The 15,015-nt window shown below is 68.7% G+C and carries 16 protein-coding genes; 9 read left to right on the forward strand and 7 right to left on the reverse strand.

Annotation, left to right across the window (positions count from 1 at the left end; genetic code table 11):
- Positions 1-10: 10 nt before the first annotated feature.
- Both ACZ7OI_RS18255 and ACZ7OI_RS18260 read right to left on the reverse strand, forming a co-directional pair.
- Positions 11-811: an SDR family oxidoreductase gene (locus tag ACZ7OI_RS18255; protein ID WP_470265379.1), complete on the reverse strand. Its 801-nt coding sequence runs from the start codon at positions 809-811 to the stop codon at positions 11-13.
- The gene (locus ACZ7OI_RS18260) at positions 808-1,986 is read right to left on the reverse strand and encodes an acyl-CoA dehydrogenase family protein (protein WP_470265380.1); all 1,179 of its coding nucleotides are present in this window, start codon (positions 1,984-1,986) and stop codon (positions 808-810) included. Before ACZ7OI_RS18260 ends, ACZ7OI_RS18255 begins: the two co-directional genes overlap by 4 nt.
- A gap of 97 nt (positions 1,987-2,083) precedes the next feature.
- On the opposite strand from ACZ7OI_RS18260, the gene ACZ7OI_RS18265 reads away from it, so the two are divergent.
- Genes ACZ7OI_RS18265 through ACZ7OI_RS18295 form a run of 7 tightly spaced genes read left to right on the forward strand, consistent with a single transcriptional unit; the run spans position 2,084 to position 8,236 of the window.
- A complete protein-coding gene (locus ACZ7OI_RS18265) occupies positions 2,084-2,962 on the forward strand; it encodes an enoyl-CoA hydratase (protein ID WP_470265381.1) in 879 nt (292 codons plus the stop codon).
- Positions 2,959-4,134 carry an acyl-CoA dehydrogenase family protein gene (locus ACZ7OI_RS18270; protein WP_470265382.1) on the forward strand — a complete coding sequence of 392 codons (1,176 nt, stop codon included), beginning with the start codon at positions 2,959-2,961 and terminating at the stop codon, positions 4,132-4,134. Before ACZ7OI_RS18265 ends, ACZ7OI_RS18270 begins: the two co-directional genes overlap by 4 nt.
- Positions 4,131-5,084 carry an acyl-CoA dehydrogenase family protein gene (locus ACZ7OI_RS18275; protein ID WP_470265383.1) on the forward strand — a complete coding sequence of 318 codons (954 nt, stop codon included), beginning with the start codon at positions 4,131-4,133 and terminating at the stop codon, positions 5,082-5,084. The genes ACZ7OI_RS18270 and ACZ7OI_RS18275 overlap by 4 nt, the downstream gene beginning before the upstream one ends.
- Complete coding sequence (locus ACZ7OI_RS18280) at positions 5,084-6,142, forward strand: acyl-CoA dehydrogenase family protein (protein ID WP_470265384.1); 1,059 nt, start codon at positions 5,084-5,086, stop codon at positions 6,140-6,142. Before ACZ7OI_RS18275 ends, ACZ7OI_RS18280 begins: the two co-directional genes overlap by 1 nt.
- A complete protein-coding gene (locus ACZ7OI_RS18285; protein WP_470265385.1) occupies positions 6,139-6,570 on the forward strand; it encodes a VOC family protein in 432 nt (143 codons plus the stop codon). The genes ACZ7OI_RS18280 and ACZ7OI_RS18285 overlap by 4 nt, the downstream gene beginning before the upstream one ends.
- Before the next feature lie 26 nt (positions 6,571-6,596).
- A complete protein-coding gene (locus tag ACZ7OI_RS18290; RefSeq protein WP_470265977.1) occupies positions 6,597-7,469 on the forward strand; it encodes a CoA transferase subunit A in 873 nt (290 codons plus the stop codon).
- On the forward strand, positions 7,466-8,236 hold the full coding sequence (locus tag ACZ7OI_RS18295; RefSeq protein WP_470265386.1) for a CoA-transferase subunit beta: 771 nt from the start codon (positions 7,466-7,468) through the stop codon (positions 8,234-8,236). Before ACZ7OI_RS18290 ends, ACZ7OI_RS18295 begins: the two co-directional genes overlap by 4 nt.
- A gap of 5 nt (positions 8,237-8,241) precedes the next feature.
- On the opposite strand, the gene ACZ7OI_RS18300 is transcribed toward ACZ7OI_RS18295, so the two are convergent.
- Positions 8,242-8,853, reverse strand: a complete 612-nt coding sequence (locus tag ACZ7OI_RS18300) for a TetR/AcrR family transcriptional regulator (RefSeq protein WP_470265387.1) — start codon at positions 8,851-8,853, stop codon at positions 8,242-8,244.
- Between the two features lie 73 nt (positions 8,854-8,926).
- Between ACZ7OI_RS18300 and ACZ7OI_RS18305 the strand changes: the two genes are divergently transcribed.
- Positions 8,927-10,504, forward strand: a complete 1,578-nt coding sequence (locus ACZ7OI_RS18305) for an AMP-binding protein (protein ID WP_470265388.1) — start codon at positions 8,927-8,929, stop codon at positions 10,502-10,504.
- 50 nt (positions 10,505-10,554) lie between these two features.
- On the opposite strand, the gene ACZ7OI_RS18310 is transcribed toward ACZ7OI_RS18305, so the two are convergent.
- The 3 genes from ACZ7OI_RS18310 to ACZ7OI_RS18320 all read right to left on the reverse strand — a co-directional run bounded on the left by ACZ7OI_RS18310 (position 10,555) and on the right by ACZ7OI_RS18320 (position 13,496).
- Positions 10,555-11,196 carry a flavin reductase family protein gene (locus tag ACZ7OI_RS18310; RefSeq protein ID WP_470265389.1) on the reverse strand — a complete coding sequence of 214 codons (642 nt, stop codon included), beginning with the start codon at positions 11,194-11,196 and terminating at the stop codon, positions 10,555-10,557.
- Between the two features lie 310 nt (positions 11,197-11,506).
- Complete coding sequence (locus ACZ7OI_RS18315) at positions 11,507-12,712, reverse strand: acetyl-CoA C-acetyltransferase (protein ID WP_470265390.1); 1,206 nt, start codon at positions 12,710-12,712, stop codon at positions 11,507-11,509.
- Positions 12,713-12,725: 13 nt separating this feature from the next.
- Positions 12,726-13,496 carry an SDR family oxidoreductase gene (locus ACZ7OI_RS18320; protein ID WP_470265391.1) on the reverse strand — a complete coding sequence of 257 codons (771 nt, stop codon included), beginning with the start codon at positions 13,494-13,496 and terminating at the stop codon, positions 12,726-12,728.
- A 68-nt stretch (positions 13,497-13,564) separates the two neighbouring features.
- On the opposite strand from ACZ7OI_RS18320, the gene ACZ7OI_RS18325 reads away from it, so the two are divergent.
- A complete protein-coding gene (locus ACZ7OI_RS18325) occupies positions 13,565-14,389 on the forward strand; it encodes an SDR family NAD(P)-dependent oxidoreductase (protein WP_470265392.1) in 825 nt (274 codons plus the stop codon).
- A gap of 25 nt (positions 14,390-14,414) precedes the next feature.
- Here ACZ7OI_RS18325 and ACZ7OI_RS18330 read toward each other — a convergent pair whose 3' ends face one another.
- The gene (locus ACZ7OI_RS18330) at positions 14,415-15,002 is read right to left on the reverse strand and encodes a TetR/AcrR family transcriptional regulator (protein WP_470265393.1); all 588 of its coding nucleotides are present in this window, start codon (positions 15,000-15,002) and stop codon (positions 14,415-14,417) included.
- Positions 15,003-15,015: the final 13 nt, after the last annotated feature.

Here is a 15,015-nt window from a genome sequence, read left to right on the forward strand (position 1 = left end):
TCCTCCAGAATCAGGGATGCTGACTGCTCACCGAGACGACTTCCCCGGTGAGATAAGACGAATAAGCACTAGCGAGAAACACCATCACATTGGCGACTTCCCAAGGCTCCGCAGCCCGCCCGAACGCCTCGCGCCCCTTCAGCTCAGTCAACAGCTCAGCACTGGTGACCTTCTCCAGGAACGGATGCATCGCAAGACTGGGCGACACCGCGTTGACCCGAATCCCGGAAGGCGCGAGATCCATCGCCGCAGACCGAGTCAACGCCATCACCCCGGCCTTAGCCGCCGCGTAATGCGCCTGTCCCTCCTGCGCCCGCCACCCGATCACCGAAGCGTTGTTGACGATCACCCCTCGAGTACCCCGCGCGATCATCCGCCGAGAAGCCGCCCGAATACACCGGAAAGTCCCAGTCAAAGTCACGTCCAGCACCAACGACCACTGTTCGTCAGTCATCTCGGTGATCGAAGCCGTACCGCCAAGGCCGGCGTTGTTGACCATGATCTCGACCCCGCCGAACGGCTCAGCAGCGTCAAGCAAAGAAGCGACCTGCTCCTCCTTGGTCACATCACAAACCACCGACACCACCCGCGAGGCGCCGAACTCCGCCCCCAGTTTGGAAGCCGCCTCGCCAAGCCGCCGCTCATGCGTATCCCCGATAACGACCGCCCGAGCGCCCTCCTCCAGACACCGCCGAGCCACCGCGGTGCCGATGCCCGCACCAGCAGCCGCGGTCACCACGACCACGCGCTCGGCGAGCAACCCATGCCCCGGCACGTAATCCGGCGCGGGCTGTTCCGGTTTGACACTCACGGTCGCGGCTCCTTAGGCAAGCCAAGCACCCGCTCGGCAATGATATTTCGCTGAATTTCGTCCGACCCGCCGTAAATCGTGTCGGCCCGGCTGAACAAGAAAAGCGTCTGCTGCGCATCGAGATCGTAAGAACCAGCCGCAGTCAACGCAGAACCCCCGCGGACGTCCATCGCCAGTTCCCCCAGCTCCCGATGCCACCGAGCCCACAACAGCTTCGACACCGAAGCCTCCGGCCCCTGCGACCCGGCCTCGTACGCACTGAGTGTCCGCAACGCATGCACCCGCAACACTTCGAGGCCCACAGATGCCTGGGCAAGCCGATCCCGCACCACCGGATCGTCATACCGCCCGTTCGACTTGGCAGTCGCCACAATCCCGGCCAGCTCCCGGGCAAAACCGACCTGCTGCCCGATCGTCGACACCCCGCGCTCGAACCCGAGCGTCGCCATCGCGACCCGCCACCCGTCCCCAGGCGCGCCGACGACCAGCGATTCCTCAGTCCGCGCGCCGTCGAAGAAGACCTCGTTGAACTCGCTGGTCCCGGTCAGCTGCCGGATCGGCCGCACCTCGACCCCGGGCTGATCCATCGGCACCAGCAAATACGACAGTCCAGCGTGCCGCCGAGACCCGGCCTCGGTCCGCACCACCGCGAAACACCACTGCGCGTGCTGAGCGAGCGACGTCCAGATCTTCTGCCCGTCGATCACCCACTCGCCGCTGTCCAGCCGCGCCCGCGTGCGCACCCCGGCCAGGTCGGACCCCGCGCCTGGTTCGGAATAGCCCTGACACCACAGCTCGGTGACGCCGACAATCCCCGGCAGGAACCGTCGCCGCTGCTCATCCGTGCCGTGCGCGATCAACGTCGGCCCGAGCAGCTCCTCGCCGAGGTGATTGACCCGAGCCGGCGCAGCAGAGCGGGCGTACTCCTCGTGGAAGATCACCTGCCGCAACAGGCTCAGCCCGCGCCCTCCGTACTCGACCGGCCAGCCGAGACACGTCCAGCCGTGCGCCGCCAGGTGCTGGTTCCACGCCTGACGCTCTTCCGGCGCTTCGTGCTCGCGCCCGGATCCGCCGAGGCCCTTCAGCGCGGCGAATTCGCCGGCGAGGTGGTCGCCGAGCCACGCGCGCACGTCGGCGCGGAACTGCTCGTCCTCGGGGGTGTAGCGAAGATCCACCCGTCCTCCTGGTCCGCCGGTGCCCGGTCCCGCCACGCTACCAAACCAAGCACTTGTTTGGTAGCATCGCCGCCGAACCGAGAAGGAGTGATGCGCGTTGAGCGGAACCGAAGAAAGCACCGACGAGCAGGTCGTGACGTACGAGGTGCGCGGTCCGGTCGCGGTCGTCACGCTGAACCGGCCGCAGTACCGCAACGCCCAGAACTCGAAGATGACCTACGCGCTGGACGCCGCGTTCACGAAGGCGGTGGACGATCCGGACGTCAAGGCGATCGTGCTGGCGGGCAACGGCAAGCACTTCTGCGCCGGGCACGACATCGGCACCCCCGGCCGCGACGTCGACCAGAGTTTCGAGCGCAAAGCGGTCATCTGGTGGGACCACACCGACCGGGCGGGCGTCGATTCGCGCTTCGCCCGCGAGTCGGAGGTCTACCTCGGCATGTGCCGGCGCTGGCGGGAGATCCCGAAGCCGGTGATCGCGATGGTGCAGGGCGCGTGCATCGCGGGCGGCCTGATGCTCGCGTGGTCGTGCGACTTCATCGTGGCCTCCGACGACGCGTTCTTCTCCGACCCGGTCGTGCGGATGGGCATCCCGGGCGTCGAGTACTTCGCGCATCCGTGGGTGATGAACCCGCGCGCGGCGAAGGAGTTCCTCTACACCGGCGACCGGTTCGGCGCGGAACGCGCGCAGGCGCTCGGCATGGTCAACCACGTGGTGCCGCGCGCCGAGCTCGAAGAGGCGACGTTCGCGATCGCCGAGCGGATCGCGCAGATGCCGCAGCTGGGTCTGGCGCTCACGAAGAAGGCCGTCAACCAGGCCGAAGACCTGATGGGCATGCGGTCCGGAATGGACTCGGTGTTCGGTCTGCACCACGCCGCGCACGCGCACAACGCCGAGCTGGACACCGATTCGCTCGCCGGGCTCGACGCGCGGTCGATGGCGAAGGCCAACAAGAAAGCCGCGGGAGAGTCATGAGCCCGGAATTCACCGCCGCGGAGGAGGAATTCCGTGCGGAGGCCCGCGCCTGGCTGAAGAAGAACAGCCCCGGCCCGCTGCCGTCGATGGACACCGAAGACGGTGCCCGCGCGCACCGCGAGTGGGAAGCGAAGCTCGCCGAGGGCCGGTGGTCCGTGGTCACCTGGCCCGCCGAGTACGGCGGCCGTGACGCGACGCTGACCGAGTGGGTGCTGTTCGAGGAGGAGTACTACCTCAGCGGCGCGCCGACCCGGATCGCGCAGAACGGCATCTCGCTGCTGGCCCCGATCATCTTCGAACACGGCACCGACGACCAGCGCCAGCGACACCTTCCGTTGACCGCCAATGGCACCCGGATCTGGGCGCAGGCCTGGTCCGAACCCGAGGCAGGCAGCGACCTCGCCGGGATCCGCAGCACCGCCGTCCGCGACGACGAACGCGGCGGCTGGGTCCTCAACGGACAGAAGATCTGGAGCTCCCGCGCCCCGTTCGCGGACTGGGGTTTCGGCCTGTTCCGCTCCGATCCGGAAGCCGAACGGCACCGCGGTCTCACGTACTTCCTGTTCCCGCTCGATTCCGACGGCGTCACCGTCCGGCCGATCGCGCAGCTCGACGGCGACTGCGGATTCGCCGAGATCTTCTTCGACGACGTCTTCGTGCCTGATCAGGACGTACTCGGCGGGGTCGGCGACGGCTGGCGCGTCGCGATGAGCACGGCGGGCAACGAACGCGGCCTGTCGCTGCGTTCGCCGGGCCGGTTCCTCGCGGCGGCGGACCGGCTGCTGGACCTCTGGGCCGAGCGCGGCTCCGAGGCCCCGCACCTGCGGGACCGCGTGGCCGACGCCTGGATCAAGGCCGAGTCCTACCGGCTCTACACCTGGGACACCGTCGACCACGTCCAGAACGGCGGCGACGTCGGCGCGGCGGGCAGCGTGAACAAGCTCTTCTGGACCGGGCTCGACCTCGGCATCCAGGAAACGGCACTCGACCTCCTCGGCCCGGACCAGGAACTCCTCGGCCCCGGCGCGCCGGCGGACGGGCGCTGGATGGAGGACTACCTGTTCGCCCTCGGCGGCCCGATCTACGCCGGCACCAACGAAATCCAGCGCAACATCGTCGCGGAACGGCTGCTCGGCCTCCCCCGCGGCGACCGCAGGAAGGCACAGGCATGAAGTTCCGGCTGTCCGCCGAACAGCGCGCGTTCGCCGAAGCGCTGGACGCCCTGCTGGGCGCGGCCGACGTCCCCGGCGTGAACCGGTCCTGGGCGGCCAAACGGCCGGAATCCGGGCTGGTTCTGTGGAAGCAGCTGGCCGAACTGGGCGTCACCGCGCTCGGCGTGCCCGAGGAACACGGCGGTGTCGGCGGGACCCCGGTCGATCTGATCGTGGCCTTCGAGCGCCTCGGTTACCACGGGGTGCCGGGCCCGGTGATCGAGTCGATCGCCGCCGCACCCGCGCTGCTCACGGACGCTTCGTTGCTGTCCGCACTGGCTTCCGGGTACGCCATGGTGACCTTCGCGAGTGCGCCGGACACTCCGTACGCGCTGGATGCTGATGTCGCGACGGATGTGTTCGTGGTCGGGGATTCGTTGTCCCGCGCGGAGATCAGGCGCGAGCTGCAGTCGGTCGATCCTTCCCGGCACCTGTTCGAGGTGACCGCCGCTGCCGACGCTCAGCCGCTATCCCCCGCCGCAAAGACAACGGCGCTCGATCTCGCCAGCCTCGCCTGCGCGGCAGAATTGCTCGGCTGCGGCGAGCGAATGCTGGCCGACACCGTCGCCTATCTCGGCCAACGACGGCAATTCGGCCGCGTGATCGGCGAGTACCAAGCGCTCAAACACGCCGCCGCAGACGTCCGCGTGGCACTCGACTTCGCCCGGCCCCTGCTGCTCGGCGCGGCCCGCGAGCCCAGCGCCCGCGCTATCTCGGCGGCGAAGGTCGCGACGTCGGACGCGGCCCAGCTTGCCGCGCGCACCGGACTGCAGCTGCACGGCGCGATCGGCTACACGCTCGAATGCGATCTGAGCCTGTGGCTGCTGCGCGTCCGGGCGCTCGTGGGCTGCTGGGGCACGCCGGCCGTGCACCGCGCGCGGGTGCTGGAAAGCCTGATGAGGGGCCGCTGATGCACTTCGCGCTGACCGACGAGCAGCGGGAACTCGCCGCCGCCGTCCGCGGGCTGGTCCAGCGAAGAGCCGCGAAGACCGATCTGCGGGCGGCGATCGACTCGCCGACCGGATACGACACCGAGCTGTGGTCCGCGTTGTGCGAGCAGATCGGGGTTGCGGCGCTGGCCATCCCCGAGGAGTACGGCGGGGCCGGGTTCAGCCTGTTCGAAACGCACGTCGTACTGGAAGAGCTGGGCGCGAGCCTGACGCCGTCGCCGCTGTTGGGGTCTGGAGTGCTTGCCGCACAAGCATTGCTGGCCGCGGACGCGCCGGAGTTGCTTCCCGGGATCGCTGCGGGCGAGGTCGTCGCACTGGCCTGGGCTGATCGTGCCGGACGGCATCGAACCGACGGTTCGGACGTGGTCGCTTCGGCAGGGACCCTGAACGGCACCGCGACGTTGGTGCTGGACGGCGCGCAGGCATCTCACCTGCTCGTAGTTGCCATGGCAGACGGACGCCCCGCGCTGTTCCAAACCTCCGCGACGGCCGAGGCGACCCCGGCAGTCGACCAGACGCTCAGGTTCGCCAAGGTCGAATTCCGCGACACCCCGGCGACGTTGCTCGCGGAGGACTTCACCGAAACTCTCCCCCGGCTGCACGCCCTCGCCGCGATCGCTTGCACCGCACTGCAAGTCGGCGGAGCACAGTCCTGTTTGGACCGAACCGTCGCACACCTCAAGGAACGCGAGCAGTTCGGCCGTCCGCTCGGTTCGTTCCAGGCGTTGAAACACCGGGTCGCGGACATGCTGGTGCAAGTCGAAACCGCGCGCTCGATCTCGTGGGCGGCGGGGTTCGCGGCCGGCAACGGCGACGACCTCGTCCAGCAGGCGGCGTACGCGAAATCCTGGTGCAGCGAGGCTTTCACCGCGGTCGCGGCCGAAACCGTCCAGTTGCACGGCGGAATCGCGATCACCTGGGAGCACGACGCACAGCTGTACTTCAAACGCGCGCACGCACTGGCGCACCTCTTCGGCGACGCCCGCGAACACCGGGCTCAACTCCGGAGCGACGCATGATCCACCACGTCGGAATCACCGTGCACGACCTCGCCGCGTCGACCGAGTTCTACCGCGATCTGCTCGGCGGCAGCGTCGAAGGCCCGTTCGAGCGCAGCGGTCCGCGGATCGACGAGGTCACCGGATACCCGGGGGTGATTGTGCGCCAAAGCTTCGTGTCCGCCGACGACGGCGACACGGTGGTCGAGCTGCTGCAGTACGAAAACGGGTCGCCGACGCGGATCGACCCGGACCACGGGCAAGCGGGCGCGGCGCACGTCGCGATCACCGTCGACGACCTGGACGCGACGCTGGAGCGGCTGCGCGGACGCGGGGTCGCGACGGTGTCCGAGCCGATCGTCACCAGCCATCCGATGGCGGGATGCCGCGCGGTGTACGTGCTCGATCCGGACCAGGTCCGCGTCGAACTGGTGCAACTGCCCGCCTGAGCAGGAAGAGGACAATGGAGGAACGAATGGGCGGCAAGTCCATGACCCTGGACGGCGTCACCGAGTACGTCCGGTCCGGCATGACGGTCGGGATCGGCGGATGGGGGTCGCGGCGCAAGCCGATGGCGATGGTGCGCGAACTGCTGCGCAGCGACGTCGAAGACCTCACCCTGGTCACCTTCGGCGGCCCCGAGGTCGGGCTGCTGTGCGCGGCGGGCAAGGTGCGCCGGGTGATCTACGGGTTCGTCACGCTCGACACGATCCCGCTCGACCCGCATTTCCGCGCCGCGCGCGAGGGCGGCCGGGTCGAAATCACGGAGTACGACGAGGGCATGTTCGTCGCCGCGCTGCGAGCGGGCGCCAATCGGCTGTCGTTCCTGCCGACGCGCTCCGGGCTGGAGAGCGACGTCCTGCTGATGAACCCGGAGCTGCGGACCGTCGCGTCGCCCTATGACGACGACGTCTACATCGCGGTGCCCGCGGTGCGCCCGGACGTCTCGCTGCTGCACCTCAACCGCAGCGACACCCTCGGCAACGGCCAGTTCCTCGGCCCGGATCCGTATTTCGACGACCTGTTCGCGATGGCGTCGGACAAAACGCTGCTGAGCGTCGAGAAGATCGTGGACACCGAGGACCTCACCGCCACCGAACGGTCGACGTCGCTGCTGATCAGCCGGATGTTCGTGAACGGCGTGATCGAGGCCCCGAACGGCGCGCACTTCACCTCGTGCGACCCGGATTACGGCCGCGACGAGGCGTTCCAGCGGCACTACGCGCAATCGGCGCAGGACGAGGTCGCGTGGAAGCAGTTCCGCGAGACCTTCCTGACCGGCGACGAGGCCAGCTACCACGAAGCAGTGCGCGCCTTCCACCGCGCGACCGAGAAGGAGTCCGCATGACTGCCCCCGCTACCCGCGCCGAGGTCTGCATCGCCGCGTGCTCCGACGCGTGGCGCGGCTCCGGCGAGGTGCTGGCCCACGCGGTCGGCACGGTCCCAGCGATCAGCGCGCGACTGGCCCGGCTCACCCACTCCCCCGAACTGGTGCTGTCCGACGGCGAATGCCACTTCATGGCCGACCCGCCGCCGCTGGGCAAAACCGCCGCGGCGGGCGGCACCGTCGAAGCCTGGGCGCCGTTCGGCCGGATCTTCGACATCCTCAACACCGGGCGGCGGCATTCGATGATGGGCGCGAGCCAGATCGACCGGTTCGGCAACCAGAACATCTCGCTGATCGGCGACTGGCGGAAGCCGAAACGCCAGCTCATCGGCATGCGCGGCGCGCCGGGCAACACGGTCAACCACCGCACCGACTACTGGGTGAGCCGGCATTCGAGCCGGGTGTTCGTGGACCGGGTCGACATCGTGTCCGGCGTCGGCAACGACCGGGCCCGCGCGCACCCCTCGACGGCGCTGCGGTTTCACGACCTCGGCGTGGTGGTGACCGACCTGGCGGTGCTCGACTACGACGAGGACGGACGGCTGAAGGTGCGGTCGCTGCACCCGGGCGTCACCGAGGACGAGGTGCGCTCGAACACCGGCTTCGAGCTGGACTTCAGCGGGGCCGGGGTTTCCCGGGAGCCGGACGAGCACGAACTGGACCTGATCCGGACCGTGCTCGATCCGAAAGGCGCTCGGGACCGGGAGGTCAAGGTGTCCCGGCCCTGAACCGCTCAGCCGGCGAGCAAACCGCCGTACAGCATCGCGAGGTACTGCTCCGCCACGACGTCGTGGCGGAGCTTTCCGCGCGGGTTGTACCAGCGGACCGACGACCACACGGTGTCCCGGATGAACCGGTACACCAGGCTCACCTCGAGGTCGTCGCGGAATTCGCCGGTCTCGCGGCCCGACTGGAGCACGCCGAGCCACAGTTTTTCGATCTTCAGCGAGGTCTTCCCGACGAATTCGAAATCGGCGAGACTGCCGACGACGGCCGATTCGTTCTGGTAGAGCGCCACCGCGAACGGCCGCTCGTGAATGGTCGCGAAGGCGGTGTACACCAGCGCGTCGAACTGCTCGCGCGGCGTGCCGTCCTTCCCGGCGATCTCGGTGAACGCGGCCAGCAGGTCGTCCATGAACTCCTTGAGGATTTCGCGGAGCATGTCCTCTTTGGACGCGAAATGGTGGTACAGGCTCCCCGAAAGGATGCCCGCCTCGTCGGCGATGTCGCGGACAGTGGTCTGGGAGTAGCCCCGGGTCGCGAACAGCTGCGCGGCGATGCCCAGCAGCTCTCCGCGCCGGGTGCCGCCGTTTTTCGCCGGAGCCCGGCCGGTTCGCGGAGTCATCGCATGGATCCCTTCCTGCCCGCTGCTTTCCCTTATGCTACCGAACAAGCACTTGTTCAGTGAGGAGACCCGCGTGTCGACACCTCGCACGATTCCCGCGCTGCTCGACGAAGCCGCCCGCCGCCACGGCGACGCACCGGCCGTGGTCGACGGTACGACACAGCTGTCCTGGACGGAATTGCGGGAGCGGGTACGCACCGTTTCCCGCGCGTTGGCCGCGGTCGGCGTCCAGTCCGGCGACCGGGTCGCGGTGTGGTCGCCGAACCGCGTCGAGTTCATTCTGACGTTCCTGGGCGCGCAGTGCCTCGGCGCGGCGCTGGTGCCGATCAACACGCGGTACCGCGGCGAGGAAGCCCGCGTGGTGCTGGAGCGGTCCGGTGCTTCGGTGCTGGTGCTGTGCAACGGGTTTCTCGGCAATGACTATCTCGGGATGCTGACTGAGGCCGGGGCTCGTTCCGGTTCCGACGGTTCCGACGGTTCCGGGGTTGTGCCCGGGCTTCCGCGGCTGCACACCGTGATCGACCTCGGTTCGGACGGCGTCGCGTTGCCGTGGAACGAATTCCTCGCTGGCGCGGAGTCGGTTTCGACCGTCGATGAATCGTCGGTGACTCCTTCGACGGTGGCGGACATTCTGTACACCTCGGGCACCACTGGCGTGCCCAAGGGCGTGATGAGCACGCACGCCCAGACGATCGGCGTCGCGGACGTCTGGGCGAAGGGCGCGTCGCTCACCCCCGCCGACAACTACGCGATCGTGAATCCGTTCTTTCACTCCTTCGGCTACAAAGCCGGGGTGGTCGCGGCGATCACCGCGGGCACGACCATCTACCCGGTGCTGACCTTCGACCCGGTGGCGTTGATGGAACTAGTCCAGCGAGTTGGTATCTCAGTGCTGCCCGGTGCGCCTACCATCTTCACCACGCTGATCAACCACCCGCGCCGCACCGAGTTCGACCTGTCGTCGCTGCGCTTCGCGATCGCCGGCGCGGCTTCGGTGCCGGAGAACCTGTTCTCGGACATGCGGGAAATCCTCGGCTTCGAGCAGGTCGCGCAGGCGTACGGGCTCACCGAATGCGTGGTGGCGACCCAGTCGCGGCCGAACGAGGACCCGCGGCACGTCGCGCACACGACCGGCCCCGCAGTGCCCGGGCTGGAGATCCGGGCGGTCGACGGCGAGGGCAAGGACGTGCCGGCCGGCGCCGACGGCGAGATCCTCATCCGGGGCGAATTCGTGATGCTCGGCTACTTCGACGACCCGGACGCGACCGCCGCGGCGATCGATTCCGGCGGATGGCTGCACACCGGCGACGTCGGGCAGCTGGACGAGCACGGCTGCGTCAAGATCACCGGGCGGCTCAAGGACATGTTCACCGTGGGCGGGTTCAACGTGTACCCGGCCGAGGTGGAGAACGTGCTGAGCACGCATCCGGACGTCGTGGAGGCCGCGGTGGTCGGCGTGGACGACGAGCGGATGGGCTCGGTGGGCCGCGCTTACGTGACGCTGTGGGCGGGGGTCGAGCTGGATCCGGCGGCACTGCGGGAGTACTGCCGGGAGCGGCTGGCGAACTTCAAGGTGCCGAGGGAGTTCGTGGCGATCGAGGAACTGCCGAGGAATGCCAGCGGGAAGATCGTGAAGCGGGAACTGGGCTGACGTCGTGAGCGGCTGCGCCGGTTAGAACCGGCATGGCCGCTCACGAGCCGCTACGCCAGCCGCAGCGCCTCACCGGGCTCCGCCGAAGCGGACTCGGCCCAAGTGAGGCGGAATGTCCGGCCAAGCTCGGCCCCTCGGCCCACGTAATGCCGAAAGACATAGAACAGCGGCTCCCAAGCAGCGACCCGAATATGCCGGAGATCCGGTTCGGCGAGCGCGGGATGGACGTGCACCCGGAGCACCTCGGCCTCGACAATCCCGACATTGAGATCCTCGGGATGGCGCGCAGTGGTGACCCGGCATTCGACCTGGAGCGGGCATTCCGCGACCCGGTCCACCGCGACGAGGTCGGCGGGGACCGGGGTGAGGCGGGCGGCACCGAATTTGTCGCGTTCGGTCCGGAACTGGCCCGCCTTGTGCTCCGGCACCACGGGCGCGCCGGTCAGCCCGGCCAAGCGTTCGACCGCGGGCCACAGTTCCGCGCTCGGGTAGTTCAGCACGCAGTCCGGCCGCTCGCGCAGGTTGGCGAAGGTGTGCCCGGTGCTGCCGAAGCCGAGCACGGCGGTGCGGCCGAGCACCCAGGCCGACGACATCGGGGCCAGGTTGGTCGTCCCGTCGGCATTCGCGCTGGACAGCAACACGACGGGGGTGCCGGGGTAAAGCACCGGCGGGTCGATCACAACGGAATCCATGGCCGCATCCTGTCGGCGGGACGGTTCGGTGAGCGCCGAACCGTCCCGCTGGGGGAAGAGGCGGAGTGCCACAGAGGCCGGTTCAGGCGCGGTCTCGGTCCCTTCACGGCCTGCCCCGTCTCGGCCTCTTCACAGCCCCTTCAGCCTCGGCCTCGATCCGTCAAGACCAGCCCGGCCTCGGTCGCGGCCGCTTCACAGCCAGCCTCGCCCCCAGTCTCGGCCCATCAAAACCAATCCAGCCCCGAGCGCGGCCCCTTCACAACCAGCCCAGCCCCAGTCTCGGCCCCCTCCCGAACCATGCACCCGGCAGTCAGGCGAGCCGCTCCAGCACCATCGCCATGCCCTGGCCGCCCGCCGCGCACATCGTCTCCAGGCCGAAGGTCGCGTCCCTCTCCTGGAGGCCGTGCAGCAGCGTCGTCGCCATCCGCGCGCCGGTCGAACCGAACGGGTGGCCCAGCGCGATCGCCCCGCCGTGCACGTTGACGCGGTCGAGGTCCAGCCCCAGCTGATCGACGCACGGCAGCACCTGCGCGGCGAAAGCTTCGTTCATCTCGACCAGGCCGACGTCCTTAACGGACAATCCGGCCCGGCCCAACGCCTGCTGGCTCGCCTCGACCGGTCCGAGCCCCATGATCTCCGGGCTCAACGCGGACACTCCCGTCGCGACGATCCGCGCCAGCGGCTGGATGCCCAGCTCGCGCGCCCGGACGTCGCTCATCACCACGAGCGCGGCGGCACCGTCGTTCAGAGGACAGCAGTTGGCCGCGGTAACCGTCCCGTCTGGTCGGAACACCGGCTTGAGTTGAGATACCTTCTCCAGCGTCACGCCCGCCCGCGGACCGTCGTCTGTGGACACCACAGAGCCGTCCGGCAATGTCACCGGCGTGATGTCCTTCTGCCAGAACTCCCCCGCCGCCTCGGCGAGGTTCTGGCTGCGCACGGCGAACGCGTCCTGGTCCTTTCGCGACACTCCACAATGGTCAGCGACGTTCTCCGCAGTCTCACCCATCGCGATGTAGACGTCCGGCAGCGCACCGTCTTTCCGCGGGTCCGTCCACTGCAGACCGCCGCCCGCCCGCTTCTCGGTCACCGCCATCGCGTCGGCGTACAACGGGTTCTTCGTGTCCGGCATGCCGTCGGCTTTGCCTTGGGAGAAGCGCGAAACGCACTCGACCCCCGCTGACACGAACACGTCGCCCTCGCCCGCGCGGATTGCGTGCATCGCCATCCGCGTGGTCTGCAGCGAAGACGCGCAGTACCGGTGCACAGTCGTGCCGGGCACCGCGTCGAGGCCGAGCCGTAGCGCGACCATCCGGCCGAGGTTGTACGCCTGTTCCCCGGCCGGTTGCGCGCAGCCGAGCATCAGGTCGTCGATCCGGTCGACCTCCGGCACCGCGGCGAGCGCGGCTTCGACCATCTGCGCGGCAAGGTCGTCCGGCCTCAGGTCTTTGAGCGAGCCCTTGTACGCCCGCCCGATCGGCGAGCGGGCAGCGGAGACGATCACGGCTTCGGGCACGGCAAGGTCCTCCTCAGGCGTTCGGGGTGTGCTGGAGGAAGGCGGGCCATTCGCCGCCTCCGTCCACATTGAGCACCGCTCCGCTGACATGGCTCGCAAGCGGCGACGCGAGCAGCAAACAGGCTTGGCCGACCTCGGCCGGTGACGCGAACTGTCCACGCGGGATCGTCCGGGCGACTGCGTCGCGCTGCGCCGGATCGCCGTAGTGGTCCTCGGAACCCGGCGTCTCGACCAATCCGCAGCTGACCGCGTTGACGCGCACCTGCGGCGCCCACTCCACAGCCAAACTTGTCGTAAGACTTTCCAGCGCCGCCTTAGCCGCGCCGTAGATCGCGGTGCCCGGGCTGGGCCGCCGCGCCGAGATCGACGTGATGTTCACCGCTGAAGCCCCAGGCGTTTCGCGCAGAATCGGATGCGCCGCCTGGAGGACGTACGCCGCGGCCAGGAAGTTGAGCTCGTTGATCTTGCGGTGAAACCGTGGCGAGGCCTCGGCGAACTGCGCGAACGGCGCGCCGCCGGCGTTGTTGACGACGACGTCGAGCCGGCCGTGCCGCTCGCCGATCTCCTCCAGCCATTTCCGGACCTGCTCCGGCTCCCGCACGTCGACCTGCGTGAACCGCGGCTTGCGTCCGTCCGCCTCGCGCAGCTTCGCGGGTTCCGTGCGCCCGCAGATCTCGACCTCGGCCCCTGCTTCGAGGAACGTCGCCACGATGCCGTCGCCGACTCCGCGCGCTCCGCCGGTGACGAGGACGACGCGATCGGTCAGGTCGAAGCTGACAGGCATGCTGCTCCTTCTCGCCGGGAGCGCTCAGCTTACCAAACAAATGCTAGGTTGAGGACGAGGAGGTTTCCATGCCACAGGAAGCAATCCGGCGAGTCAGCATCGTCACCGGGGGCGCGCTGGGGATCGGCGGGGCGACCAGTCGCCGCCTCGCCGCACGCGGGGACGCGGTCGTGCTGAACGACATCGATCCCGCCGCGGCTGCTGCCGCTCGGGCCGCTATCGAGGAGGCTGGCGGTGTGTGCGAAACGGTCGTCGGCGATGTCGTCGCGGACGAGGTGGTCGAGGCGGTCACCGCTGCCGCGTTGCGCTTGGGCGATGGCCGGATCGACGTCCTGGTCAACAACGTCGGCGATTTCCGCCCCGCTTCCCGGGATTTCCTGCACAGCACGCCGGAACAGTGGGCGCGATTGCATGAACTGAACCTGCTGCACGTCTTCAAGCTGACCCATCGGGTGCTGCCGCATCTGATCTCGCAGGGCTCGGGCGTGATCGTGAACAACTCGACAGTGGAAGCCTTCCGCGGCATTCCCGGGCACGCGGTGTATTCCGCTTACAACGCAGGGGTTTCGGCGTTCACGAAGAGTCTCGCCGTCGAGGTGGGGCGGTATGGCATCCGGGTGAACGCGATCGCGCCGGATCTCGCGGACAGCCAGCAGACTCCGGCGGCGGCGATGCTGCGCGACAACGATCCGTCCAAGATCGAGACATGGGTGCCGCTGGGGCGATTCGGGCACGTGGACGAATACGCGAAGGTGATCGAATTCCTGACCACGGACGCCGCTTCTTACATCACCGGCCACACGATTCCGGTGGACGGCGGAACGCTCGCGGCTTCGGGGTGGTATTTGCGGAGCAACCGGAAGGGGTTCACGAACTTTCCGCGGGAGACATGAGGCGGGCGGGGCTCGTGCTCGCCGCTCATCCGGGTGCGATGACCCGCTCGACACTCTCGCGGAGCAAGGCCCGGCGCTGCTCGTGCAGTTCCGGAGATTCCTGGTCGCTGGCGGCGTAGACATTGCTGACCGGCGACCAAGCCATCGACATCGCGATGACCATGGCCATCAGGTCGAACGGATCTCCGGACCGGACGATGCCCGCGGCTTGCGCGTCGGCGATGGCGCGCAGTTTGGCGTCGTCGAGGCGGTTGCGGTCGTCGACGAGGTGCCCGGTCGGGCGTCGCTCCAGACGCTCCCAGGTGGCCAGCCGGATGAGGTCGGGGCGGCGGAGATACTCGTCGTAGAGGCGGACCGCCCAGCCGGCGAGGTCGGCGGCGTCGATCGGAACGACGGTCATGATCCGCTCCAGCGAGGCGGAGAAAATGGCGTCGAAAAGCCCCTCCTTGTTGCCGAAGTAGCCGTAGAGCTGCGCCTTGTTGGTGCGGGCGGCGGCCACGATGCGTTCGACTCGGGCGCCGGCGATCCCGTGCTCGGCGAACTCCTCGGTCGCCGCGTCCAGGATGCGCTGCCGGGTGGCGGCTCCGCGTGAGGTCAGGGGCTTGTCGGCCATACCGGGCACGATA

The sequence above is a fragment of the Amycolatopsis sp. NPDC114503 genome (assembly GCF_055633655.1).

Excerpts from the sequence above, each read along its gene's own strand:
- ACZ7OI_RS18270 (WP_470265382.1), top strand. The coding sequence starts at position 2,959 with ATGAGCCCGGAATTCACCGCCGCGGAGGAGGAATTCCGTGCGGAGGCC.
- ACZ7OI_RS18275 (WP_470265383.1), top strand. The coding sequence starts at position 4,131 with ATGAAGTTCCGGCTGTCCGCCGAACAGCGCGCGTTCGCCGAAGCGCTG.
- ACZ7OI_RS18280 (WP_470265384.1), top strand. The coding sequence starts at position 5,084 with ATGCACTTCGCGCTGACCGACGAGCAGCGGGAACTCGCCGCCGCCGTC.
- ACZ7OI_RS18285 (WP_470265385.1), top strand. The coding sequence starts at position 6,139 with ATGATCCACCACGTCGGAATCACCGTGCACGACCTCGCCGCGTCGACC.
- ACZ7OI_RS18290 (WP_470265977.1), top strand. The coding sequence starts at position 6,597 with ATGGGCGGCAAGTCCATGACCCTGGACGGCGTCACCGAGTACGTCCGG.
- ACZ7OI_RS18295 (WP_470265386.1), top strand. The coding sequence starts at position 7,466 with ATGACTGCCCCCGCTACCCGCGCCGAGGTCTGCATCGCCGCGTGCTCC.
- ACZ7OI_RS18300 (WP_470265387.1), bottom strand. The coding sequence starts at position 8,853 with ATGACTCCGCGAACCGGCCGGGCTCCGGCGAAAAACGGCGGCACCCGG.
- ACZ7OI_RS18310 (WP_470265389.1), bottom strand. The coding sequence starts at position 11,196 with ATGGATTCCGTTGTGATCGACCCGCCGGTGCTTTACCCCGGCACCCCC.
- ACZ7OI_RS18320 (WP_470265391.1), bottom strand. The coding sequence starts at position 13,496 with ATGCCTGTCAGCTTCGACCTGACCGATCGCGTCGTCCTCGTCACCGGC.
- ACZ7OI_RS18325 (WP_470265392.1), top strand. The coding sequence starts at position 13,565 with ATGCCACAGGAAGCAATCCGGCGAGTCAGCATCGTCACCGGGGGCGCG.
- ACZ7OI_RS18330 (WP_470265393.1), bottom strand. The coding sequence starts at position 15,002 with ATGGCCGACAAGCCCCTGACCTCACGCGGAGCCGCCACCCGGCAGCGC.